This is a genomic window from Athalassotoga saccharophila (assembly GCF_009936215.1).
Taxonomy (GTDB): Bacteria; Thermotogota; Thermotogae; order Mesoaciditogales; family Mesoaciditogaceae; genus Athalassotoga; species Athalassotoga saccharophila.
In genome coordinates, this window is the sequence record NZ_AP019551.1 from 1,633,862 (window position 1) to 1,657,680 (window position 23,819).

Here is a 23,819-nt window from a genome sequence, read left to right on the forward strand (position 1 = left end):
TTATTCCTCCTTGAATCCAGCAAAGCGCATGAAAATCATAGAAATTGCAAAAGTGACAAGTGCAAGTACTATTGCCATTGCCGCTGCAAAGTTGAAATTACCATAACTGAAAGCGGTCGTGTATATGTAAAGGTTAGGCGTGAAATGCGTCGAAACATAGGTCATGCTTTGAAGTACATATGGTTCATTGAAGATCTGGAATGTTCCTATAACTGTAAAAACAATCGCAAGAATAAGAGATGGAACGATCAATGGCAATTTTATATATCTTATGACATCAAAATTTCTTGCCCCATCTATTTTCGCAGATTCGTAAAGTTCTCTCGGTATAGATTGCAATCCCGAATAAAGAATTATCATGTTGTAACCAACCCATTCCCACGTTACGATGTTCATTATGGACCAGAACAAAGATCCGCTTGACAGAAAATTCGGATGCAATCCAAAAACACCAAATATAGATTGAAATGGGCTTAAAGATTTCGAATACATAAATCCCCATAATATGCCACTTATAACTGTCGGAATCGCAAATGGTATATAGTAAACAAGTTTGAAGAAACCTCTGAAATGATTTTGCTCGTTGTCTATGTAAAGCGCAAACAAAAGGGCAAGTCCTATCATTATCGATCCTTGAATAAGGAAAAATTCACCCATCGTAAGAATGGAAGAAAGGAAACCGCTATCTGTAAAAGCCTTGACATAATTTTCCAGCCCAACAAAGGTTGGAGGCCTTAATCCATACTTATGAAAAAGGCTTATATAAAATCCATAAATAAGAGGTGCCACATAAAATAAAGCAAATAAGACCAGGAAAGGAGAGAGGAACACAAAAGGCATGTATTTTCCAGATCTGAACTTTGTTCTCATGGCATTCTCCTTTCCAAATTATCTTATTTCACGTTAAAGCCTTGGCTTTTTGCGTAATTCAAAGATGCATTCTGGAGTTGATCGAATGCCTGTGTCCAACTTATCTTTCCACTTATAGCATCGTTGATATCCTTAGAAGATTCTGTGTACACGTAGTTAAGCCATGGTGCCCACGCAAAGTCGGTGTTAACGGCTTTCGATGCATCAAAGGAAAATTGATTTACGTCCTGACCACCGAAGAATTGATCTATTGCCGTTGATGTATCGTGAAGGGCCGGTGCTTCAAGACCTGCGTAGGATGCCGGGAAAAGACCACCGTATTGATTATCAAGCACACATGCTTCTTCATTGGTATTAAGCCAAAGTGCGAATATGAAAGCAGCCTCAGGATATTTAGACTGAATTGTTACGGCATCAGTAGATCCTCCCCAGTTTCCACTCGTGAAAGGCATGCCAGGCCATTGTGGTAACGGAGCGATCCTCCAGTTTCCGGCATTTGAAGAACTTAAATTTTGTGCCAAAAGCGCTGGCATCCAAGCCGGTGACATTATACTTGCGACTTTGCCTTCAGACATAGCATTGTACCAGTCTGTTGTCCACGGAGTGTATGTGGATATATATCCCTTGCTAACAAGATCTCCCCAGAAATTCACAACTTTTAAAGTTGTTGGGCTGTTTATAGTCTGAACCCATGTATTTCCCTGAAGTTCCCACCAATGGCCACCAGCAGCCCATACCAAGCCTATTAACCATGATATATTACCCGTTCCACCGGCATCGAAATTACCTAAAACGACCTTCCCATTTGAAGCCTCATAAAGTTTTTGAGCATCAGCAGCGTATTCATCCCATGTTTTTGGAACTGTTAAGCCATATTTGTCAAAAATGGCTTTATTGTAAGCAAAGGAATATGGACCCGTGTCTTGCGGAATGGCATAAACCGCGTTGCCTTGGGAGACCTGTTTCCATGTCCATGGTACAAAGAGAGATTTGTAGTTATTTGCACCATATTTGCTGAGATCAACAAGTCCTCCGTAAGAAATAAATGTTGGCAGCATTTGATATTCTATTTGAACAACATCCGGTGCGCCCGATCCCGCCGTAAGAGCGGTCAGCAATTTGTTGTACTCGGCTTGTCCGGTACCAACATTTGTCCAATTGATCTTTATTTTTGGATATGCCTTCTCGAATAAGGCTATTGCATGATCCAATCCTGGTACCCATGACCAAAAGGTCAATGTTACGGCCGGGCCGTTGTATACAGGCAGTTGAACTGTACCGGCAAAAGCGGCGCAACTTAGCAAAAACATCGAAATCAAAAGTGCTGGAATGACAAACTTTTTCATAAACACTCTCCTTTCAAAAATTTAGGAAATTCTTCCTTAATTTTTGACTATTTTAATTCTGAACTCTCTCTCTCAATCAAAATCGTATCGAGTACCTTCGTTTCTTTCTCAAAAAGCATCTCGAATGATTCTTTTCCCATTTCTTGCTTTTGTATTCTCATCGTTGTCAAAGACGGAGTTATCAAAGCAGAAAAAGGTATATCATCGTATCCTATGACCTTAACCTGTTGAGGAATTTTTATATTTTTTTCTTTTAACGCCTTAATAACACCGAATGCCATTAAGTCGTTGTAAGCGAAGATCCCATCGAATTGCATGCCGTCACGGATCAATTCCATAACCGACTTGTATCCGCCGTCTATCTCTATGCCACCTGTCTTTATAAGTCTACTGTCTATCTCGATTCCAGCCTCTTTGAGGGCCATTCTGTATCCTTCACACCTTTCTATGGATGCGGTGTTGTAAGATTGAGCCCCTACAAAGGCTATTTTCTTGCACCCCCTTTCGATAAGATGTCGTGTTGCCCTGTATCCACCGTCAACTTCATCGCTGTATACCATCGGAATTCCAAGTGATTCAAATTCTTTTATATGCCTTCCGATTATGACAAAGGGCACCCCTAAATTCCTTATCATGAAAAGATCATCGTATTTTTCCTGATTTGGCGCTATCAAGAGACCATCGACGCGCCTTTGGATAAGTGTTTGAATGGCCTTTACCTCTCTTTCATAACTTCTCGATGTGTTGGCAAGGATTATTTGGTATCCTTTCTCCTGAGCCTGAGATTCAACTCCCTTTAGAACCTCAGCCCAGAAAGGGTTGGCGTTGTCCTCGATTATGACACCTATCGTGTGGGTCTTTTGAAATTTCAGAGACGCAGCAAATCTGTTTGGCACGTATCCAAGTTTTCTTGCCGTCTCCTCGATCCTTTTTCTTGTCTCGGGACTTACATCCTGCCTTCCGTTGAGTGCCCTCGAGGCTGCGCTTAAAGAGACACCCGCCTGTTTGGCCACATCTTTTAAAGTTACGTAACCCATTTTTGCCTCCGCAATCGATACCGCAATCGTTTCCGAAACAATTTATACAATTTATTTTAAAAATTGTCAAACCTCGTTTAAGGTGATTTAAACCATTTAATGACGATTAAGCCTGAAAATAAGCGTTTAAATCAAAAAAGTTAAAAATACCCACGATTATCATCCAATATCTTTGGCAATTCGAAGATTAACATAGTGCATTTAGAAGGTAAAAGGAAATCTTGCGGAAGATTGTATTTATATTAGAGTGACATGCTCCCACCACTTATAGAAGTGGGAGAATTCTTGCTTAAAAGGACGTTAAAAGTAATCCCCTTCGAAAAGAAGATTCAAACTTCGAATTTCTATTTTATATGGACACCGATTTTCAATTTTCAATTTTTATGTGTTATAATGATTGTACCCGCCCTAAAATAGGGCCAAAATTGTCCATGGGAGGTAATTTATGAGGATTTACGAAACGCTTTTCATCATCGATCCTACTCTTGAAGAAGAGGCAAGGAACAAACTCGTCGATCGCGTTAAAAATCAGATCGAAGAGAAGATGGGGGGAAAGATAAGAAAGATAGACAGATGGGGAGTAAGACAGTTGGCCTTCAAGGTTCAAAAGTTCAATGAAGGCGATTATACAATCATCCTTTTCGATGCAGATCCTTCGAAGATCAGATCTCTTGAAGAACTTTACAGGGTTGTCCCAGAAATATTCAGACATCTTATCTTAAGAAGAGAAGATCTCGAAAAGCATCCAACGATTGAAAAGCAAGAAAAAGAAGAAAAGACCGAGGAGATTACTCCCGATCAAAAAGAAGAGACGGCCGAGGTTACGGTTTCGGATAATGAGGGAGAAAATTCGTGAATTATAACAAGGTAATTCTCGTTGGAAGGATAACTCAAGATCCACAATTGAGAACGGGTATGAATGGTAATGTTGTCACTTTCAATCTTGCCGTAAACAGGAATTATTCAAAAGAAGACAAACAGGTAGATTTTTTCAGAATAGTATGTTTTGGAAAGAACGCCGAGTTTGTTGCTTCGTATTTGAGAAAAGGTCGCCTGATCTTGATAGATGGGAGTTTAAGAAATAATTCCTGGACAGACAGGGATGGGAAACAACGTGTTACCACAGAGATAATAGCAAACAAGGTACAGCCGCTCGATAAAAAAGAAAGCGTGGAAGAAATCAGCGATTCATCCGGTGAGGAGATGCCTCCATCTTTTGATAGCGATATTCCGTCAGAAGATGAGGACAATGATGTACCATTTTAATTTTAAAAATTGGAGGTTGATTTGAATGGCTTACGATAAAGATAGTGGAAAAAAGGAAAAAACAGGTTTCAAAAGAAAGGCAAGAAAATGTTATTTTTGCATGAATGATATAAATTACATTGATTACAAAGATACGAGAACTTTGAAGAAGTTCGTCAGCGATAAAGGGAAGATCTTACCAAGAAGGATCACCGGTACCTGTGCGAAACATCAAAGAATGGTGGCCGAGGCCATAAAGCGCTCGAGAGAAGCGGCACTCATTCCATACACTAAAGATTAAAGAGGCCACACGGCCTCTTTGTGTTAAACACAAGGTGGTGATAAAATGAAGGTCTTGCTTTTACAGGATGTTAAGGCACTCGGGAGAATGGGCGATATAGTCGAAGTTAGCGACGGATACGCAAGGAATTATCTTCTCCCTCGCAAATTGGCAACTTTGGCAAATGAAAAGGTTATCGAACAGGTGAATAAAGAAAAAAAGGCCGAAGAGTTGAGAAAGAAAAAGGCAATGGAAGAGGCTGCAAAAAAAATAGATGAACTCATGAAGACCACGATCGTTGTGAAGGCTAAAGCAGGTGAGGGTAATAAACTTTATGGATCTGTAACCTCTTCAGAAATAGCCGAAAAACTTTCAGAATACTTTGGAGAGCCTTTTGACAAGAAGAATATAGAGGTAGAGCCGATAAAGGAACTTGGTCTCTACGAAGCCAAAGTTAAATTTGGAAATGGCCTATCCGGAAAAGTGAAAATCAGGGTTGAAAAAAGTTGAATATAATAATGTATTCCAAAGCGCTTTATTCTACATGGATGTACTATTCGCCAGACAGGATGCTTATAGATTGCGGAGAAGGTGCGAGCACTTATTTGGGAAATAAGTCTTTTGCAGTCCAGAGGGTTTTTCTGACACACGGTCATGCAGATCATATAGCGGGTCTGTGGGGACTTGTTAACACGAGAAACAACGCAATGGGAGATAAGGAAAAGGCACTCGAGATATATTATCCAAAGGGAAGCAAGTCGGTAGAGGAATTCCTTGATTTCATTTTGAAAGTCAACAACGATTTGAAATACGCGCTTACCATAAAGTCGCTTGATGTCGGAGAAGAGGTAATACTTCACAGGACTGGCGGAGTCAAGAGAGTCATAAGACCATTCAAAACCCACCATACGGTCAACGAGATCAGTTTTGGTTACAATATATTCGAAAGACGAAAACGTCTGAAAGACAAGTACAGAAACTTGAGTCAGAATGAGATACTCGATCTTGTCAAAAAGTACGGAAGAGAAGAGATAACCGTAGATTACGAACAAAAGATATTGACGATAAGTGGAGACTCAACGCCGATAGCGGTCAAAGATGCCTATGAAACTGATTTGCTTATTCACGAATCGACATTTTTAAACGGTGATGATAGAAAGGGAAATAATCATTCTTCGATACGTGAGGTTCTTGCTCTTGCCAAAGAGGCAAAAGTTAAGTCTTTGATACTTTACCATATCTCGACGAGATACGAAAGGAATATAAAGCGTTACGTGAACAAAGCGGTAGAGGAGATCGGAGTTGACTTTCCGGTAATGTACGTTCATCCTTCAAAGATTTTCACTTTGAAATGAAGGGATGATAAAGATGGTTTTAGTATTTTGGATATTTTTAGGGGCTTTAATGTGCATCACGGAGATCTTTATTCCCACTTTTTTCCTCTTTTGGTTCGGCCTCGGGGCTTTTGCGGCTGCTATCACCTCTCTTTTTGCCGATCTTATAATTCAAATAGTCGTCTTTATAGTCGTATCGGCAGTTCTTGTGATATTCACACGTCCAATAGCGCTGAAGGTCCTCCAAAGAAAGGATTCTCCAAGGCAAATAAGCATAGATGAGATAATAGGCAAAAGAGCCCTCGTTATAGAACCAATCGACGTTGAAAAGAATACGGGAAAGGTTAAGATAAATGGAGATGTATGGAGAGCCATTACGGTTGACAATTCAAAGGTTATGATAAATGATTATGTTGTCATCTTAAAGGTTGAGGGTACCAAACTTGTGGTAAGAAGGGAGGAAAATAAATGATACTCGGAATAATCATAGGAGTTATTATAGCGGCCTTCCTTATAATCGTTGCAATAACCGGTATAAAGATAGTCAGGCCATTCCAAAGGGGGTTAGTCGAACGCCTTGGAAAATTTTCAAGGGAGGTTCAATCGGGACTGCATCTTATAATTCCTTTCTTTGAAAAGATGATTAAGGTGGACATGAGAGAACACTTCATAAACGTCCCGCCTCAAGAAGTTATAACGCGTGATAACGTCGTTGTTTCCGTTGACGCCATAATATATTACCAGGTTTCAGACGCATTCAAAGTCAATTACAACGTTAAGGCTTTTGAACCCGCCGCAACGATGCTCGCCCAGACGAACCTTAGAAACGTCATAGGAGAACTCGAACTTGATCAAACCCTGACTTCTCGTGAAATGATAAACGCAAAATTGAGAGATACGCTCGACGAGGCAACAGACAAATGGGGAGTAAGAATAACAAGGGTTGAAATAAAGAAAATAGATCCTCCAAAGGATATAACGGAGGCAATGAGCCAGCAGATGAAGGCCGAAAGGACGAAGAGGGCCGCCATTCTTGAGGCCGAAGGTATAAAGCAATCGCAGATTCTTCAGGCTGAAGGACAAAAACAATCACAGATTTTGAAAGCCGAAGGAGACGCAACGGCAATTCAAAGAATAGCCGATGCACAGAAATACAAATTTCAGACAGAGGCAGAAGGTCAGGCGGCGGCCATAAAGATCGTGTTTGATGCAATTCATTCAGGAAATCCAACGCCAGATCTTATAACAATAAGATATTTAGAGGCACTCCAACAAATTGCAAATGGGCAGGCCACAAAGATCTTTTTACCATTTGAAACTTCTGGTGTTCTTTCGAGCCTCGGCGCTATGGCAGAAGTTTTCAAAAACGGGGAGGGAAAGAGCAAGAGTTGAATCTAATAACACTGTGGGTAACGGCCCTTGAAGTTGCGCTTATAACTGTTGGAGGATTTTTACTTGCGTTTTGGTACGTAAGAAATCGGATAATAGAAAAAAAGCAACTTGGTACCTCCATTCTCAAATACTTTCAGGGACTTTTCCCTGTCGGTGTGATGTTTTTTGGAATTTACGTCATTCTCTCTTTCAATCACGCAATAGGATCTTTGATCATGGTGCTTGCGACGTTTTTTTACATAGTATCAAGTGTAACTTACACCATCGACAAATACGATAGCGTTCATCGGGCCACTATTCTTTCTCTCGGATACACGCGTCAGGAGTACGCAATAAGGTATCTTTTCAAAAGTTCTTTAAGCACATGGATAATAGCGGCCCTTAATTTTTTCGTTGCCCAATTCATCGCGCTTGTATTCATCCAGATCATGGCAAATTACGAAATAAGCACATTTGAAAATGATTTGCTCTACGCTTCTCTTGCGCTTATGCTTGGAGGATTTCTTCTTTCGATATTCAAAAGTTCTGACATTTTGGAGGTAAAACGCAAAGAATGAAAAGATATTTTTTCATCCTTTTGATATTTGGACAGATGGCCTTCGCATTGCCTATATCGATGACTATTTCAAATCAGGAAGTCTCGTTAGGATTGGTTGCCACACCGATCGAGATGAATATGGGATATCCGCAATCTTCAATATCTTTTCAACAATTAGCCGGAATAAATGTGGCAGTCTCAACGCCACTTTTTAATCCCTACCTGAATTTCAACATTTACAATTACAGATTCCTCTCCTTCTTTGCCGGCACAAATTTCGAATTTGGAAATCTCCCGCAGGCTTTCAAAAGTGAAAAGATAAACGAATACGGCAGAATCTTTTTGGATCTTTCGGCTTCTGCCAATCTAAAAGACCTTTATTTTTTTGTCAATTACGAAAGGCTTATTTCAAGTGTGGATCTAAACGTTTTGAATAACATTTTCTTTATCGCGCCGCCAAATCCCTACTATCCTCCGAATGCGCTATACCTTTACACCTCGTACGATTTCGACTGGTTTAAAGACGAAAAGGTGATTTTTCGAATCTTTGGAGACGTTAACTTGAACTTCTCCGATGGTTTTATCTTTTCAACGCCTTCGATAGAGTTGGGAATAAGAATTCTTACCAACACTTCCATTCTTAATTAAGAGCCTTTTTCTGAACAAAGATTCTTATAATTCTTAAGAGGCATTCCTTCTTTGCACATAGGACATTCTTCAGGTTTATAAATTTGCGCCGAGACATTCAAAAGGGAAACTACCTGAAGGCCTTCTATTTTGTCAAAATGTCCGATCTTCACTATTGATGAGATGCCTATTGCCGAACTATCGAACTCTTCGAGGGCATTTAGAATGTCATGAATTATCTTACCGTCCCTTACGATATCTTCAACTATGAGTATATTTTTGAACATTGATGGATTCATGCAATGTGTGAACGAAAGACGATCACCATCTTCTTCAAGATAAATAAATGGAATATCCATATTTCTCGCCACTTCGTATCCTATTATCATGCCATTTTTAGTTGCGGATATAATACAGTCTGGGGCAAATCTTTGAGATTTCAAGGCTATTTCTGCCCCTATCTCCTTTGTCCTCCATGTGTATTGAAGGATTTTCCCACATTCGACATATGTATCAGAATGTTCATGCGATCTCAATTCAAAATGCCCTTTAAAGATGGCATTCGATTCGGTTAAAATAGATTTTACATCTATCAAAATAATCGCCCCTTTCAGTTGCGCGATATGATGTTTATGACGGCCTCCAAAGCATCATTTGTCGCGGCACGTCTCACGTCGTCTCTATTTCCTCCGTATATTCTCTTCCAGTTTCTCTTTAGATTTTTCGATGAAAAGCCAAACCATACCGTCCCGATCTTTTTATCTTCGACTGTCGACGGCCCTGCGATTCCCGTCGTTGCGATGCCTATATCCGTATTAAAGAGACGCCTTACACCATCTGCCATCTCAGATACACATTCCTCAGATATGGCACCCTTTTCTTTTATAGTTTTTTCGCTAACACCGAGTACTTTTATTTTGGATTCATTCGCGTATGCGATAACTCCACCCGCAAAAACAGATGAAATGCCGGCCACATTGACGAGTTTATCAGAGATCATCCCACCAGTAACGGATTCGGCAACCGAGATCGTCATGTGCTTTTCACTTAAAATTCTGTAAACAACATGCTCTAAACTTTCATCTAACCCGATAACTTCCTTTGGAAATCTTTCGAGTACGCGCCTTTTTAAATCATCGAGTATTCTAATTGCTTCTCCTTCATCCTTTCCCTTTGCCGTCATTGAAATTTCTATCCATCCCTTTTTCAAAAAGGTCGATATCGTTGGATTTGAAGATCGTGCAAGATCATGGATTCTGTCTTCAACCTCCGATTCTCTCATTCCGACGATCTTTATGAAATCATTCTTCGTGTATCCATTTCCGAATTTTCTTAAAAAGTCTTCGAGGCCATTCCTTATTATCGATCTTATCTCGTCAGGAGGGCCCGGAAGGAGAATAAGATACTTTCCATCTTTTTGAATTATTATCCCCGGAGCAACGCCGGCCGTGTTTTCGATCGTAGATGATCCCCTCGGAATAGAGGCAAAAGATTGGGCTATCCTTTCGGGCACCTTTTGACTTAGAAGATATTCATAGATCTTTTTATCTACCTCGAGTGGAATGCCGACTGCTATAGATGCGGCCTGTTTTGAAAGATCGCTTCCAGTGCCGCCAAGTCCTCCCGTCGATAAAACGATCTCTGCCCTTCCAAGGGCCTCTTTGTAAGATTGTGCTATCCTTTCGATGTTATCACCGACTGTTGTATATCTGTATATGTCTATACCGCATCTTGCAAGCAATTCACAAAGAATTCTCGCATCTTCATTGCAGTTTTTCCCAAGTAGAAGTTCTGTCCCCGTCGATACTATCTCGGCCTTCATAAAAGTCCCATTCTCCTTGCCCTGAAAAAAGCCGCTATGGTCTTTGAATCGGTGATCTCATTTTTCATTATCATCTCTTCGACCTCTTCGGTCTTGAAATATTTTATTTCAAGGAACTCATCTTCATCGAGATGTCTAACGCCATTCGAAATTCCAGAGGCAAAGTAAAGGTGTATTTTTTCGTCTGAAAAGCCTGGCGTTGTGTATATATAACCGATTTTTTGCCATTTCAAAGCGCTGATACCGGTCTCTTCGAGAAGTTCTCTCTTTGCGCATTCGAAAGGATCTTCATCCTTATCGAGTTTTCCGGCAGGTATTTCCCAAAGTATTTCGTTTATTGGATATCTAAATTGCCTCTCTAAAACTATTTGCCCATCGTCTAAAAGCACGATTACCGCGGAGGCTCCTGGATGTCTTACGACCTCTCTGAAGGACTTATGACCATTTGGAAGTTCAACCTCGTCAACGTAAAGTTTAAGAATCTTTCCCTCGAATTTCTTTGAAGAATTCAAAACCTTTTCGGATAAATTCATATTTTCCTCCTTTAAAATGGTTCTATAAGGCAAAGAGAAAAGTAAGGGGTACTCTTATCAAAAAATATGTTGGCTATTAAATAATCGACGAAATGATACTGACCACTTGAGAAAAAGTACCACACGTTGAAAGCGTAATTGAAGTTATTTGAGTTGATGTCACGCATAACAGAGGCGCCAAATCTCCAGGGCCCAAAGTAATATTGTCCGTACAATCCGGCAGAAAATGTTGCCTGATTTGTTATAACGGCTCCAAGGACAGGTCCTATTCTAAAGCCTTCATTGAGATCATTTCTTCCGAGTATGGGTATATAGGCCTTCACATTGTAAAGCATTGATTGAGAGGTCGATGCGGGAGTAAAGATGTTAAGACTCAATTCATCGTTGAAATGATTCATCGCCCCAAGATTTACAACCCAACTTCTTGAAGGATCGTATCCTATTCCAAAGATGTAATTCATGGCATAAGCGGAAAGAGGTATGGAAAGGACAAAAAAGATTATAAAAACATTTCTTGACATATTCTTCACCTTCTTCATGGTAAAATTTCAAATGGTCAATAACTATTTTATCATCTAACTCTTAACTGGAGATGAAGATGAATCTAAAGCGTAAAATAGGTTCTCTGATCCATTCAAGGCAAAATATGTCCCAGGCAATACTTTTAATAACCATCCTGACACTTGTTTCGAAAGCGATGGGTTTTGTAAGAGATATATTCATAGCGTATTTTTTTGGGACGGGAAGTGTCATGGATGCTTACCTTGCCTCTCAAAGTCCTCTCGGCCTTATAAATGGAATCATAACGGGGACGATTGTAGCGGCCTTTATCCCACTCTTTGTAAGGGTTATGAAAAGCAAAAAAGAAGAAGAAGCCAAACATTTCTCGGCCACGATCTTTTACTCGACAACGTTAATGCTTGCTGCGGCGGTAATTCTTATCGCGATCTTTGCGCCTGAAGTAACGAATCTTTTCTTTCCCGGCTTCGGGAAGGCAGATCACGATATGACCGTTAACTTCATAAGGTGGATGAGTTTTGCAACTGTAATAGGTGCGATGCTTAGTTTCGTCAACGGACTTTTACAGAGCGAGAAAAAATTTCTTGCATATCCGCTTGTTGGACTTAGTTTTGATTTCATAGTTATAGGAACGCTTTTTGCCACAAAGCATCTTGGAGCGATTTCTCTTGCCCTTGCATGGACGCTTCCACCTACTTTTATTTTCATTGTGCTTGGCTTTGCGGAAAGAAAATATTTAAATCCATTTAAGATAAAAAGAAAGATCCCAGAGACAAAAGATCTCTACAAAATGATATGGCCGCTCTTCTTTTCAAGCGCTTTGGGAATGTTAAACACGATAGTGGACAGGACCTTTGCCTCTACACTCGAGACAGGCGCGATAAGTTCCCTCTCTTACGCAAACAGGATAACGAGTGCCGCCAACGGAGTTCTTGGAACTCCCGTAACACAGGTTACATACCCTTCCGTCGCATCAAGGGCTGCAGAAAATGACATAAGAGGGCTCACAATAACGACTAAAAGGGCGATGAAATTGCTTGCCTTCTTTTTGATTCCGGTAACCTTTGCGCTTTTCCCTCTTGCCAAACAGGTAATAACCCTTATCTTTCAACGCGGGAGTTTTACATCTGAATCAACAATGCTGACATATCCGCCTCTTATTGCCTTTTCCCTTTCTTTGTTTACCTCCTCACTCGGAGCGGTGCTCGTGCAGATCTACTATTCTTTCAAAAACACAAGAACGCCTATGATCTTTGGAATGATAGGGCTTGGCATAAACATAGGGCTCAACTTTCTCTTTATATCACATCTCAAACAAACAGGCCTCGCGCTTTCAACCTCTATATCTTCTATATATTTCGTGATAGCGATGCTAATTTCTTTGAGAATAAAATTCAAAGTGTGGTTTTTCGACCTTTACTACTTCATAAAAGTCATAATCGCATCAGCGATAATGGACGTGATCATATACCTTGCTCTTTCACTCTTGAGGGGAAAGATAAGAGATTTTGTAGCGATCTTTGCCGGGATGGCAGTTTACTTTTTGATCTCATGGTTGATCAAAACACTGCCAAATCGCTTCTGGAGATTTCTTAAATTCAAAAAAACTCCCGAAGAAAATGAAAAACTATGAAAAATTCCTTATGACAACCTCGTCGATCGTGCCACGACCATTGACCTTTGAATTTATCCGTCTTGTAGCCCTTACCACGCGGATATCGTATCCTTTGTAAAGAGACCTTACGAAGTCCGTGTTTGAATTGCTTAACATTACAAAGGCGCCGATTCTGTCCAATTCTCTAAAGCATTCTGAAAGCCTTATTTGATCCTTTTCGTTGAATGTTCCAGAATACGATGTAAAATTCGAAGTCTTTGAAAGTGGATAATACGGAGGATCCATGTAGATAAAATCACCATTCTTTGCGTATTGAAGCGCTATTGTGAAATCACCAGAGATGATTTTGATGTTTTTGAGTGCAAGACTTACTCGCCTTATATTTTCTTCATCAAAGAGGCGGACATTTTTGTGCCTCCCAAATGGAACGTTGAATATTCCCTTTTTATTAGTCCTCCAAAGACCATTGTAAGAGGTTTTATTAAGGTAAAGAAAACGGGAAGCACGATCTAATGGACTCAACTTTGAAGGATCGAGATCGCGCATTTTGTAATAATAATCACTTTGATTTTTGTGGACCTTTAAACTTTCTATGAGATTTTCAACATCATCCCTTACAACAGTATAAAAATTAATGAGTTCGGTATTCAGATCTATCAATATGGCATCTGAAGGTAAAAGGTGAAAAAATAAGGCACCTCCACCCACAAATGGCTCTATATACGTTGAAAAATTTAACGGCAAAAGTTCATCAAATTGATCGAGTAACTGGGTCTTCCCACCAGCCCACTTGATCGGCGATTTCACCTTCAATTTCACACACCTCATTTTCAAGTATACCAAATGGATTCAAATTTCGAACAATTGACAATATTGGACTTTTATGGTATACTTTTAAGTGAAAAAAATCACTTTAAGGAGGCAGGTATGTTCATAGATTACGTAACTATTCAATTGATAGCGGCGGCATCTGGTTTGCTTTTTGCCGGTATTTATATTCTCAAATTCGATGGTGGAAAAACGAATTCTTCGTGGATTTACGGTTTTTGGATGACGGGATTTATCCTGCTTGTAACTGGACTTGAGATGATTTTTACATGGCCTTTGCCCGGATCGTACAACATAATCTTTGGAGAGCCTTCTGTATGGTTCGGAATACTTCTTATATTCATAGGTCTGGCAGTAAGAAATGGATCTGATCTTCTTCCTTTGACCATTCTTTCTTCTGCCGGTGGCCTGATAAATATCGTTATATCCATCGACGTATTGATCTACAGTATGACGCAAAGTCCAATCATAGCCTTTGGAGGTTTTATAACCTCTGGCCTTGGCGCATTGATGGCACCATTGGGTCTTAAATCTAAGAGTATTCGATGGATTATATTCATATTGCTTGTCCTTTCAGCCCTTGCCTTTGCGGTAACTGGATATGGAGCGTATTACCAGCATGCCTCGGATTTCGCACATTATCTTCCTCCAACGATAAAGGGAAAATGATGTGCTAAAATTGTACAAAGAAGTAAAAGAGGTGAATTATGGATTTAGGGTTGAACGGGAAGATCGTATTCGTCGGAGGAGGCTCTAAGGGAATAGGAAAGGCCGTGGCCGAAGAATTTGCCAAAGAGGGTGCTGTAGTTCACATCGTCTCGCGCCATAACACCGATGAGGTCGCAAAGGAGATCTCTTCCAAATACGGATCGAAGGTTACAGGTCACAATGCGGATCTTTCAATTGAGAAGGATGTAAAGCGTCTCTTTAAAGAGATCGGAAATGTCGACGTGCTGTTTATAAACACGGGTGGACCGAAACCGGGTGATCTTGAAGATCTGACAGATGAGGACTGGCACATCGCTTACGATCTCACGATGATGAGCGCGGTGAGATTGATAAATGCATTTTTGCCCGGTATGATCTCAAAAAAATGGGGACGCGTCATTGCATCGACCTCTGTTTCCGTTTATGAACCTATACCCCGCCTTTTACTCTCAAATTCAATAAGGATGGCCGTTATTGGTCTGATGAGAAGTCTTTCTCAGGAACATGGTGCCAAAGGCATAACATTCAACTGCATAGCACCGGGGTACACGCTTACAGAAAGAATAAAAACGCTTTTTGAAGATACGGCCAAAAAAAGAGGAATAACCTTCGAAGAGGCAAGTAAAAGTATAGTCGAAAAGACAGACATCAAAAGGCTTGCAAAGCCGGAAGAAATAGCGGCAATAGTCGCCTTTCTCGCGTCTGAACGCGCCTCCTACATAACAGGTACCACTATAAGGGTAGATGGCGGTTACGTTGCCTCAACCTTGTGAATCTCAAATTCAATACCTTCAATTTCCCCTCTGAGAGGGGAATTTTCTCTTACCACAATGATTCCATCTTGCGATCTTCTAATGAGTTTTAGCAAAGCATCAACGAATTTTTCAGAGACAACTTCTACATATCCTATCTCATCTATGAAAAGCATTTTACCCGTTGTATCGATGTCATCGAGATATATTGCAAGATCGTCGAGGGTGTTTTTTATTCCGACCATCTTTCCATCCCTAAAGGCTATTTTGTATTTTGAACCATTCAAAAATTCAAGGTAGAGTGAATTCCTCAAGTCTTCGAAATACGTTCTAAAGCCTACGATCTCCCTTTGCGAAAGATTGACAATAGCACTCGCGAGTGTACTTTTTCCGCTTCCTATTTCCCCGGTTATTTTTAATATCATTATACCCTCCAAAATCTGGATACCAAAGTATCTTAACAATTCAAAATTTAGACGATCATATCTTACCACTTTTCGTAAAATGACTTAAAAATAAGGCAAAACGATCTTGGCACGAATGTTGCTAAAGCGATTTTGGATCAAGAAAGGAGAATTTGAGAATGAGAAGAGTTGTTGTCACAGGTATAGGAATAATAGCCGCAAGCGGGACCGGAAAAGAAGAATTTTTCAATGGAATGCTTTCTGCAAAGAGTTTTGTCGGAAGGATAAGCAGTTTTGATCCGTCTGAATTTAAATCCCAGGTTGCCGCCGAAATCAAAAATTTCGATCCCGCAAAATATATGGAACCAAAAGAAGTAAGGCATCATGACAGGTACACCCAACTTGGTCTTGCGGCCGCAAAGGAAGCCGTTGAAGACGCCGGACTTTCAAAAGAACTTCTTGAAAAGGCCGGAGTTATAGTAGCCTCTGGAATTGGTGGCATAAAATCTTTAGAAGCAGAACTTGAAGTTATGATCTCAAAGGGACCTTCAAGGGTAAGTCCTTTTCTTGTTCCGATGATGATAGCAGACACGCTCTCTGGAACGATTGCAACAGAATACGGATCGAAAGGGCCAAATTTTGGTACGGTCAGCGCGTGTGCATCGAGTGCCCATGCGATCGCTGTTGCCTATGACATGATAAAGCATGGAATAGTAGATACGATGATAACCGGAGGCGCCGAGGCGGCGATATGTAGAATATCGATAGCGGGATTTGGAAATATGAAAGCGCTGTCAACAAGAAATGACGACCCCGAACACGCTTCAAGGCCTTTTGATAAAGAAAGAGATGGTTTCGTGATGGGAGAGGGAGCAGGAATAATAGTTCTTGAATCTTTGGAATCGGCAAAGAAGCGTGGATCAAAGATCTACGCCGAAATTAAAGGTTATGGCATGAGCGATGATGCATATCACATGGTTCAGCCAGACCCCGAAGGATCTGGCGCTTACGCGGCCATGAAGATGGCCATAGAAAGTTCAAAGGTCAAAATAGAGGATATAAACTACGTCAATGCCCACGCTACATCGACGCCGGTTGGAGATGCTGCGGAGGCAAAGGCGATAAAGCGTATCTTCGAAGAAAGGGCTGACAAGATCTTTGTCAGTTCGAATAAGGGTGCTATAGGCCATACACTCGGTGCGGCTGGAGCGATAGAATTCATAGCCTCTGTGCTCGGAATGAAAGAGTCCTTTATCTTCCCAACAGTGAATCTTGAAAATCCTGATCCGCAGATAACCCTAAATTGTGTACCGGGTAAGCCTTTGAACGTGAAGGTCAAAAATTTCATCTCTAACTCCTTTGGCTTTGGAGGACATAACGTATCTTTGATCGCTGGAGAGGTTGAATGAAGATACTTGTCGATGATTCTGTTGATGTAGAAGGCATTGAAAAGATACCGCTGTACATAGACTGGAAGGGAAGAAAGATAAGGGTCTCAGACATAGATCGCCCTTCCTATTTCGCACTTAACAAAAAGAGCGTGATAAGCCTTCCAACATACGACGAGATTAGCAGGATCATCTCAGGGCATATTCCCGTTACAGTACTTCTGCCTTCAAGATCTTTTAGTTTTTTAAAGGATGAATTGAACTTTTTATCCTCCCTTTCCGAGGGCATAACATTGATAGAAGAAAAGATGGACTCAGTGGCACTTGCACTTTTCTTAAACAGCGGAAAACCTCTGAGTGAAGACAAAAAATTCGCACAGAGAGCAACTACTTATTTGTTATTTTCCGATCTTTCATTTTTGAGGAAAAATGATGTCATCTCCGAAAAGAAAGAATCTGTTATCCTCACCAAGATGATAAATGTCGTAAAACTCGGATTTGGAAGAACGATGGTAAAAAGCATGTGGAGTTTGAAAAGTGCTGTCTCTATGGTAATAGAAGACATAAAGGGAACTCCATCGATGATAGCCTTTAGGTATAGCGGAAAGAAAAAAATCGTAGATTCAATAGTAAAAGAATTTTCTGCGAGATTTCATTCAAATATCTCAATAGACTGGATGAATCCTGTACTGGCCTCTCTTTATGGCCATGATACTTTGACTATAACCGTGATTCTGGAGGACAACAATGGACAAAATAACTGACATTCTTCCACACCGTTATCCCTTTTTGATGGTAGACGGAATTATTTCGAAAGGTGAAAAAGAGATCGTTGCATTCAAAAATGTGAGTTACAATGAACCGCAGTTTCAGGGACATTTTCCGGATAATCCAATTATGCCCGGAGTTTTAATACTCGAGGGTATGGCCCAGGCCGCCGGCCTTATAACTTTGGTACCGGGGAAGACCCCACTCTTTGTTGGGGCCGACAAGGTCAGATTCAGAAGACCGGTAAGGCCCGGAGATAGACTGATCTACGAGGTAAAGATAGTCGGAGAACATCTTGGAATGATAAGTGCAGAGTGTGTCGCAAAGGTCGACGATAAGATCTGCGCAACTGCGACTTTGCTTTTAGGGATGGAAAAATGATCTTTTCGAGGGTTCTTGGCGTTGGAGGATACCTTCCACAAACTGTTATAGAAAACGAAGAAATAGAGAAACTTCTTGGGGTAAATGACTGGATCTTTGAAAGAACCGGTATAAAAAGAAGACATGTAACGCACGAGAGCGCCGTTGAGATGGCAGTAAAGGCTTTAAGAGATGCCTTTAAAAATGCCGGATCGGACGATTTTGAGTATCTTATAGTCGCATCAAACACTCCCGATACGCTTATTCCGGGCATGTCCGGTCAGATCCAAAGATTCTTTGACAAGAAAATAGGTGGAATAGATATACAGGCTGGATGCTCCGGATTCATTCAGGCGATGGAAATAGCGGATTCCATGATAAGATCTGGCAGTTTTTCGAAGATAGCAATAGTTGGCACCGAAAGATTGTCGAGGATTGTAGATTTCAAAGACAAATCCGTTGGACCGCTTTTTGGCGACGGTGCCGGAGCAGTGATAATGGGAAGATCGGACAAACCTGGAATAATGGCAAATTACTCGCGAATTCAGGGCGAAGGTTATGAATCTATAGTTCAAAAACACGGCGAGAATTTGGAAATGGATGGCAAGGCTGTTTTCAGATTCGCGATCGACGCTATAGTTGAGGCGATAGATGAAGTTTTAAAAAAGGCAAATATGAGATTGAAAGACGTGGATCTTTTTGTACCACATCAATCAAATTTGAGAATAATTTCAAAAGTTGCCGAAAAACTCCAAATACCCATAGAAAAATTCCAAATTTCAATAGAAGATCACGCGAACACGGCCGCCGCATCCATACCCTTGGCAATAAAAGATGCCATGGACTCTGGAAAAATAAAAGAATCAAGCGTCATTTTGACGGTGGGATACGGCGCAGGGCTTGGAATAGCCTCAAATATCTTCAAGTTATGAATAGGAGGTAAGTAGATGTTTTCGAGAGTGTGCGAGATTTTAGGAATAGAATATCCGATAATTCAAGGGGGAATGGCTCAAGTGGCCACCGCCAAACTTGCCGCAGCAGTCTCTGAAGCGGGAGGCTTCGGAATAATAGCGGCCGGCGGAAGAGATCCCGAATGGTTGAGAAATGAGATAAGAAAGGCAAAAGAACTTACAAGTAAGCCATTTGGAGTTAACGTGATAGTCTACGAAAAAATGGCAGATGAACTCGTGAACGTCATCATCGAAGAGGGTGTGACGGCAGTAACATTTGGTGCGGGTAACCCGTCTAAGTACATTGAACCGTTGAAATCTCATGGCATAAAGGTCATACCAGTTGTTGCATCTGAAGCCTTTGCAAAGAGACTCGAATCCTACGGTGTCGATATGGTAATAGCCGAAGGAATGGAGTCAGGAGGTCATATAGGAGAGGTAACAACAATGGTACTTGTGCCGGCAGTTGTGGATGCCGTCGAGATTCCAGTTATAGCGGCAGGAGGAATTGCACGTGGAAGTCAAATAGCCGCTTCTTTTGCGCTCGGTGCTGAAGGTGTCCAGATCGGGACAAGATTCGTCGCAACACAGGAATGTGAGGTACACGTTAATTACAAGGAGAAAATTCTCAAAGCCTCAACGCGCGACACGCTTGTAACCGGAAGAGTTACAGGTCATCCGGTAAGAGCGTTGAGAAATCCACTGACAAACGCACTTTTAAAGATAGACGAAAGAGGCGGAAAGCCTGAAGAGGTCGAACAACTCGGAAGAGGCGCTTTGAGGGCAGCCGTTAACGGTGACTTAGACAAGGGCTCATTTATGGCAGGACAATCTGCTGGACTTGTCGATGATATTCCAACCGTTAAAGAACTCATGAAAAGATTGTGGAATGAAACACTTGAAACAATAGATGCTTTTCGATCTATAGATGTGGAGGTGAAATGATGAACGCTTTGATCTTTCCAGGACAAGGATCACAAAAATTGAATATGATGAAAGATTTCTACGATGAATATCCTCAGGCAAGGGAAGTTATGCATCGAGCGTGCGATGTACTGAATTTCGATTTAAAGGGCCTCATTTTCGGAAATGATGAACACGAACTGACAAAGACCTACAATGCCCAGCCTGCACTTCTTACGACTTCGATGATGGTCTTCGAGGTTATAAAATCGAAGGGCATAAATTTCGACGTTGTTGCAGGACATAGTCTTGGAGAGTATTCGGCATTAGTGGCGGCCGGAGTACTTTCTTTCGATGATGCGATCAGAGCCGTAAGATTGCGCGGTGAATTGATGGAAAATGCCGTGCCGAGCGGAGCGGGATCGATGATGGCAATTCTCGGACTTTCTCCCGAAAAGATAGAGGAGATAGTCGGAAACTTAAATGGCGTCTACATAGCAAATTACAATTCACCGTTGCAAACAGTTGTAAGCGGTGAAGTCACCGCCCTTTTGAGCGCCGTTGATATCTTCAAAAATGCCGGTGCAAAACGTGTCGTTCAACTCAACGTTTCCGGACCATTCCATTCGCCATTGATGGCACCCGCCAAAGAAAAACTCTCTGAATTCATAAACAAAATCGAATTTAGAAGGCCAAATGTACCGGTTGTCTTCAACGTGACAGGTAAGGTCGCAGGTACTCTCGAAGAGATGAGAATGAATTTGATAAATCAACTCACATCGCCTGTCAGATGGACAGAAAGCGTAAAGACAATGGATGAGATGTGCGTGAACAAATACATAGAGGTCGGATCTGGAAATGTACTTTGTGGTCTTGTGAAGAAAATTGTCAATGCAGAAGTCTACTCAACAGATTCAATCGATGAAATGGATAAACTGGAAGGAGTGGTAAAGAATGCCGAAATTGCAGAGTTCTGAAGTTTTAGACGAGGTGAAAAAAGCCATAGCAAATCATCTCGGAGTAAGTCTTGATTCGATAAAGGAAAGTTCTAAACTCGTAGACGATCTGGGTGCAGACTCACTCGACCTCGTTGAATTGACGATGGATCTGGAAGAGAAATTTGGAATAAAGATCCCCGATGAAGATATTTCCAAATTGACAGATGTAAAAAGCGTTGTCGATTACATAGTCTCAAAACAGTAAAATCAAATGACAAAAAAGAGGCTTCGTGGCGAACACGAAGTCTTTTTAATTTGTAGAAAAAGTAGTATTATTATTTTAGATGATTGAATTGAAGGGAGAACTTTAGATGGATAACAATTACGTAATAACTATCAGCCATATGATAGGCTGCGGCGGGGCTGAAGTTGGGCAAAGACTTTCAAAGGAATTATCCATACCTTTTGTCGATAGAGAAATTTTGAAAAAAGTTGCCGATTACCTTAATATTCCAGAATCAGATCTTAAAGAAAGAGAAGAAAAGTTGGTCTCTTTTTGGGAACAGTTCTTCATATCTGGACCGGTAGGAACTTTGACGGTGACCGGTGGAGAAAAGTACCTGCCAAGCGATAGAGAACTCTTTGAACTTGAATCTAAATTCATAAAAGAAATCGCACAAAAAGGATCTGCTATATTCCTTGGAAGAGGCGCTATTTACATATTGCGCGATTTTCCAAGAAGATTTAGCATCTTTGTTTATGCTGATATGGAAGATAGAATAAAAAGAGTTTCTCAACTTTACAACATCTCAAGAAAAGAAGCCATCGATATGATAAACAAAAATGATCGTGATAGAGAAAATTACATGAAGACCTTTGTAAAAATTCCATGGCTCGATCCAAGAACGTACGATCTTTGCGTCAATACCTCTCACGTAGGCTTTGACAACGCGGTCAAATACGTTATCGATGGAATAAATCATAAATTTAAAATACACTCACTTTAACGAAAGGCAGGATATCGAGAGTATCCTGCCGGAGTCAATACTTAAAAAGTGACACGTCTCCATCACTTATAGAAGTGGGAGAATTCTTGCTTAAAGGGGCGTTAAAATTGAACTATTGATCGAAGATCGAAGAAACTTTTTCCATTGCATCTTTTGTTTTTTCGTAGAGTGCTTTGTATATTTCGTAATATTTTTCGTAAACTGCTTTGTTATTCTCATCAGGATCTATTTCTGTTCTGAACTTTACCCAATCTTTTATTCTCTCTGGTTTATCTATAACCTTTGTTCCAAGTCCCGCGAGGAAAGCATCTCCAAATGGAGCCTCCACATCGTTGGCAAGTCTTTTCATAGAAAAGCCCGTGACATCTGCAAAGATCTTAACCCAGTATTCGGATTTTGCGACGCCTCCAACTATCCAGCAATCGCGATTCAGTTTTATTCCAGATTTTATGGCAACTTCCATGTTATGTTTCAGAGAATAGGCAGCCGCTTCTAACATCGCTTTGTACACATGAGATCTCGTGTGATACAAACTCAATCCGAAGATAACCCCTCTCGCGTCCGGATCCCATATAGGCGATCTCTCGCCCATGAAGTAAGGAAGGACGATAACTCCATCGCTTCCAGCAGGAATATGCTTTGTCTCCAATTCGAGTAAAGTGTACGATGGAATCCCTGTCTTATCGCTTACCTCTTTTTCGTACTTTCCAAAGTTATCCCGAAACCATCTTGCAAGTTCGCCAGACGTTGCTCCTCCTCCGAATGTGTAGATCAACCTATCATCGTAAACAACGTAGGGATAACTAACAAGTTCTGGCGTGAGATATTTCCCATCGTGGACCGTTCCCCAGCACATTGAGGTTCCGGCCATGGCCACATGTTCTCCTTCGAACAAAGCACCGGCACTTAACTGGGCAACGGGTGCGTCTATTCCTCCGGCAATAACCGGTGTTCCCTCCAGCAAACCTGTCAGATCGGCATATTGTTTGTTCAAATAACCCATGACATCGGAAGATTTGAAGATCTTCTGAGGCAGTTTATGTATGTCTATTCCAAGAATTTTGCCCATCTCTTCCGACCATGTTTTTCTTCTTATGTCAAAAACTCCTCCGAGGTTTCCGGCAGAGGTGTAATCGGTGCCGAGCGTTGCGGTCATCTGGTATATCACAAAATCCTTTGGCGTCACAAACTGGTATGTCTTTTTCCACACATCGGGAAGGTTGTCCCTTATCCACATTATCTTCGTAAATCCAAAGTAAGAATCGACGTAATTGCCGGTTATGCCAAAGATCTTATCCTTCGGAACGTTGTCTTTGACCCACTTTGTCTCCTTTTTTGCACGTCTGTCCATCCATATAAGACACGGATAAAGCGGCTCGACATTTTTATCCACAGGTATTCCAGAACCACCGTAAAGGCCACTTATCGCTATTCCGGCTACCTCTTTTGGAGAGATATTCGCCCTGGAAAATGATTCTTTTACCGTCTCTATGACGGCCTTAACCCAAACGCCTGGCCATTGTTCGGCCCATGATGGGCGAGGGGTTATAACCTTGTATTCTCGAAAACTCTCGGATATCAACTTGCCCTTCTCATCGACGACTATCGTCTTCGTTCCTTGAGTTCCTATGTCCGTTCCCATCAAATACATTATC

General features: G+C 41.1%; 30 protein-coding genes. 20 read left to right on the plus strand and 10 right to left on the minus strand.

Translation table 11 applies throughout. The annotated features are described in order from the left end of the window. From ATHSA_RS08140 to ATHSA_RS08150, 3 genes are read right to left on the minus strand one after another with little or no spacing between them, the layout of a single operon-like run. Positions 1 to 870, minus strand: a complete 870-nt coding sequence (locus ATHSA_RS08140; RefSeq protein WP_161848606.1) for a carbohydrate ABC transporter permease — start codon at positions 868 to 870, stop codon at positions 1 to 3. Positions 871 to 893: 23 nt separating this feature from the next. After that, positions 894 to 2,216, minus strand: a complete 1,323-nt coding sequence (locus ATHSA_RS08145; RefSeq protein ID WP_161848607.1) for an ABC transporter substrate-binding protein — start codon at positions 2,214 to 2,216, stop codon at positions 894 to 896. A gap of 47 nt (positions 2,217 to 2,263) precedes the next feature. Continuing rightward, positions 2,264 to 3,253 carry a LacI family DNA-binding transcriptional regulator gene (locus ATHSA_RS08150; protein ID WP_161848608.1) on the minus strand — a complete coding sequence of 330 codons (990 nt, stop codon included), beginning with the start codon at positions 3,251 to 3,253 and terminating at the stop codon, positions 2,264 to 2,266. 445 nt (positions 3,254 to 3,698) lie between these two features. On the opposite strand from ATHSA_RS08150, the gene rpsF reads away from it, so the two are divergent. Genes rpsF through ATHSA_RS08195 form a run of 9 tightly spaced genes read left to right on the plus strand, consistent with a single transcriptional unit; the run spans position 3,699 to position 8,690 of the window. Continuing rightward, positions 3,699 to 4,109 carry a 30S ribosomal protein S6 gene (gene rpsF, locus ATHSA_RS08155; protein WP_161848609.1) on the plus strand — a complete coding sequence of 137 codons (411 nt, stop codon included), beginning with the start codon at positions 3,699 to 3,701 and terminating at the stop codon, positions 4,107 to 4,109. Further along, positions 4,106 to 4,519, plus strand: coding sequence for a single-stranded DNA-binding protein (locus tag ATHSA_RS08160; protein ID WP_161848610.1), 414 nt, complete (start codon positions 4,106 to 4,108; stop codon positions 4,517 to 4,519). Before rpsF ends, ATHSA_RS08160 begins: the two co-directional genes overlap by 4 nt. Before the next feature lie 25 nt (positions 4,520 to 4,544). Then, on the plus strand, positions 4,545 to 4,799 hold the full coding sequence (gene rpsR / locus ATHSA_RS08165) for a 30S ribosomal protein S18 (protein WP_161848611.1): 255 nt from the start codon (positions 4,545 to 4,547) through the stop codon (positions 4,797 to 4,799). A 45-nt stretch (positions 4,800 to 4,844) separates the two neighbouring features. Further along, the gene (gene rplI / locus ATHSA_RS08170; protein ID WP_161848612.1) at positions 4,845 to 5,288 is read left to right on the plus strand and encodes a 50S ribosomal protein L9; all 444 of its coding nucleotides are present in this window, start codon (positions 4,845 to 4,847) and stop codon (positions 5,286 to 5,288) included. Further along, a complete protein-coding gene (locus tag ATHSA_RS08175; protein WP_161848613.1) occupies positions 5,285 to 6,133 on the plus strand; it encodes an MBL fold metallo-hydrolase in 849 nt (282 codons plus the stop codon). The genes rplI and ATHSA_RS08175 overlap by 4 nt, the downstream gene beginning before the upstream one ends. A 13-nt stretch (positions 6,134 to 6,146) precedes the next feature. Continuing rightward, entirely contained in the window at positions 6,147 to 6,584 is a 438-nt protein-coding gene (locus tag ATHSA_RS08180; RefSeq protein WP_197739147.1) for an NfeD family protein, read from the plus strand. After that, positions 6,581 to 7,504 (plus strand): SPFH domain-containing protein, encoded by a 924-nt coding sequence (locus tag ATHSA_RS08185; RefSeq protein WP_161848615.1) that lies wholly within the window; start codon positions 6,581 to 6,583, stop codon positions 7,502 to 7,504. The genes ATHSA_RS08180 and ATHSA_RS08185 overlap by 4 nt, the downstream gene beginning before the upstream one ends. Then, positions 7,501 to 8,061, plus strand: a complete 561-nt coding sequence (locus ATHSA_RS08190; RefSeq protein ID WP_161848616.1) for a hypothetical protein — start codon at positions 7,501 to 7,503, stop codon at positions 8,059 to 8,061. Before ATHSA_RS08185 ends, ATHSA_RS08190 begins: the two co-directional genes overlap by 4 nt. After that, complete coding sequence (locus ATHSA_RS08195) at positions 8,058 to 8,690, plus strand: hypothetical protein (RefSeq protein ID WP_161848617.1); 633 nt, start codon at positions 8,058 to 8,060, stop codon at positions 8,688 to 8,690. Before ATHSA_RS08190 ends, ATHSA_RS08195 begins: the two co-directional genes overlap by 4 nt. On the opposite strand, the gene ATHSA_RS08200 is transcribed toward ATHSA_RS08195, so the two are convergent. Genes ATHSA_RS08200 through ATHSA_RS08215 form a run of 4 tightly spaced genes read right to left on the minus strand, consistent with a single transcriptional unit; the run spans position 8,687 to position 11,563 of the window. After that, the gene (locus ATHSA_RS08200) at positions 8,687 to 9,265 is read right to left on the minus strand and encodes a type I phosphoribosyltransferase (protein WP_161848618.1); all 579 of its coding nucleotides are present in this window, start codon (positions 9,263 to 9,265) and stop codon (positions 8,687 to 8,689) included. The two genes, ATHSA_RS08195 and ATHSA_RS08200, sit on opposite strands and share 4 nt — an antisense overlap. Positions 9,266 to 9,279: 14 nt before the next feature. Next, positions 9,280 to 10,491, minus strand: a complete 1,212-nt coding sequence (locus ATHSA_RS08205; RefSeq protein WP_161848619.1) for a CinA family nicotinamide mononucleotide deamidase-related protein — start codon at positions 10,489 to 10,491, stop codon at positions 9,280 to 9,282. After that, a complete protein-coding gene (locus ATHSA_RS08210) occupies positions 10,488 to 11,024 on the minus strand; it encodes an NUDIX domain-containing protein (RefSeq protein WP_161848620.1) in 537 nt (178 codons plus the stop codon). The genes ATHSA_RS08205 and ATHSA_RS08210 overlap by 4 nt, the downstream gene beginning before the upstream one ends. Positions 11,025 to 11,035: 11 nt before the next feature. Beyond that, on the minus strand, positions 11,036 to 11,563 hold the full coding sequence (locus tag ATHSA_RS08215; RefSeq protein ID WP_232060082.1) for a hypothetical protein: 528 nt from the start codon (positions 11,561 to 11,563) through the stop codon (positions 11,036 to 11,038). Positions 11,564 to 11,622: 59 nt separating this feature from the next. Between ATHSA_RS08215 and murJ the strand changes: the two genes are divergently transcribed. Continuing rightward, positions 11,623 to 13,176 (plus strand): murein biosynthesis integral membrane protein MurJ, encoded by a 1,554-nt coding sequence (murJ, locus tag ATHSA_RS08220; protein WP_161848622.1) that lies wholly within the window; start codon positions 11,623 to 11,625, stop codon positions 13,174 to 13,176. Here murJ and ATHSA_RS08225 read toward each other — a convergent pair. Beyond that, complete coding sequence (locus tag ATHSA_RS08225) at positions 13,171 to 13,977, minus strand: DNA adenine methylase (protein ID WP_408626197.1); 807 nt, start codon at positions 13,975 to 13,977, stop codon at positions 13,171 to 13,173. The genes murJ and ATHSA_RS08225 overlap by 6 nt on opposite strands. 108 nt (positions 13,978 to 14,085) lie before the next feature. Between ATHSA_RS08225 and ATHSA_RS08230 the strand changes: the two genes are divergently transcribed. Together ATHSA_RS08230 and ATHSA_RS08235 are read left to right on the plus strand one after the other, a co-directional pair. Beyond that, positions 14,086 to 14,655 (plus strand): DUF981 family protein, encoded by a 570-nt coding sequence (locus tag ATHSA_RS08230; RefSeq protein ID WP_161848624.1) that lies wholly within the window; start codon positions 14,086 to 14,088, stop codon positions 14,653 to 14,655. Positions 14,656 to 14,693: 38 nt separating this feature from the next. Next, positions 14,694 to 15,467, plus strand: coding sequence for an SDR family oxidoreductase (locus ATHSA_RS08235; RefSeq protein WP_161848625.1), 774 nt, complete (start codon positions 14,694 to 14,696; stop codon positions 15,465 to 15,467). Here the strand turns inward: ATHSA_RS08235 and ATHSA_RS08240 are convergent. Beyond that, positions 15,446 to 15,871 carry a nucleoside-triphosphatase gene (locus ATHSA_RS08240; protein WP_161848626.1) on the minus strand — a complete coding sequence of 142 codons (426 nt, stop codon included), beginning with the start codon at positions 15,869 to 15,871 and terminating at the stop codon, positions 15,446 to 15,448. The two genes, ATHSA_RS08235 and ATHSA_RS08240, sit on opposite strands and share 22 nt — an antisense overlap. Positions 15,872 to 16,029: 158 nt before the next feature. On the opposite strand from ATHSA_RS08240, the gene fabF reads away from it, so the two are divergent. From fabF to ATHSA_RS08280, 8 genes are all read left to right on the plus strand, one after another. After that, positions 16,030 to 17,259, plus strand: coding sequence for a beta-ketoacyl-ACP synthase II (fabF, locus tag ATHSA_RS08245; protein ID WP_161848627.1), 1,230 nt, complete (start codon positions 16,030 to 16,032; stop codon positions 17,257 to 17,259). Beyond that, the gene (locus tag ATHSA_RS08250; protein ID WP_161848628.1) at positions 17,256 to 18,002 is read left to right on the plus strand and encodes a hypothetical protein; all 747 of its coding nucleotides are present in this window, start codon (positions 17,256 to 17,258) and stop codon (positions 18,000 to 18,002) included. The genes fabF and ATHSA_RS08250 overlap by 4 nt, the downstream gene beginning before the upstream one ends. Further along, positions 17,986 to 18,387, plus strand: coding sequence for a 3-hydroxyacyl-ACP dehydratase FabZ (fabZ, locus tag ATHSA_RS08255; protein ID WP_161848629.1), 402 nt, complete (start codon positions 17,986 to 17,988; stop codon positions 18,385 to 18,387). The genes ATHSA_RS08250 and fabZ overlap by 17 nt, the downstream gene beginning before the upstream one ends. Further along, positions 18,384 to 19,298: a 3-oxoacyl-ACP synthase III family protein gene (locus tag ATHSA_RS08260; protein ID WP_161848630.1), complete on the plus strand. Its 915-nt coding sequence runs from the start codon at positions 18,384 to 18,386 to the stop codon at positions 19,296 to 19,298. Before fabZ ends, ATHSA_RS08260 begins: the two co-directional genes overlap by 4 nt. A 15-nt stretch (positions 19,299 to 19,313) precedes the next feature. After that, entirely contained in the window at positions 19,314 to 20,261 is a 948-nt protein-coding gene (locus tag ATHSA_RS08265; RefSeq protein ID WP_161848631.1) for a DUF561 domain-containing protein, read from the plus strand. Beyond that, a complete protein-coding gene (fabD, locus tag ATHSA_RS08270) occupies positions 20,261 to 21,196 on the plus strand; it encodes an ACP S-malonyltransferase (protein WP_161848987.1) in 936 nt (311 codons plus the stop codon). Before ATHSA_RS08265 ends, fabD begins: the two co-directional genes overlap by 1 nt. Continuing rightward, positions 21,174 to 21,422, plus strand: a complete 249-nt coding sequence (acpP, locus tag ATHSA_RS08275; RefSeq protein WP_161848632.1) for an acyl carrier protein — start codon at positions 21,174 to 21,176, stop codon at positions 21,420 to 21,422. The genes fabD and acpP overlap by 23 nt, the downstream gene beginning before the upstream one ends. Positions 21,423 to 21,528: 106 nt before the next feature. Next, a complete protein-coding gene (locus ATHSA_RS08280; RefSeq protein WP_161848633.1) occupies positions 21,529 to 22,164 on the plus strand; it encodes a cytidylate kinase-like family protein in 636 nt (211 codons plus the stop codon). A gap of 112 nt (positions 22,165 to 22,276) precedes the next feature. Here the strand turns inward: ATHSA_RS08280 and ATHSA_RS08285 are convergent, their stop codons facing one another. Beyond that, positions 22,277 to 23,815, minus strand: a complete 1,539-nt coding sequence (locus ATHSA_RS08285; protein ID WP_161848634.1) for an FGGY-family carbohydrate kinase — start codon at positions 23,813 to 23,815, stop codon at positions 22,277 to 22,279. Between the last annotated feature and the right edge of the window lie 4 nt (positions 23,816 to 23,819).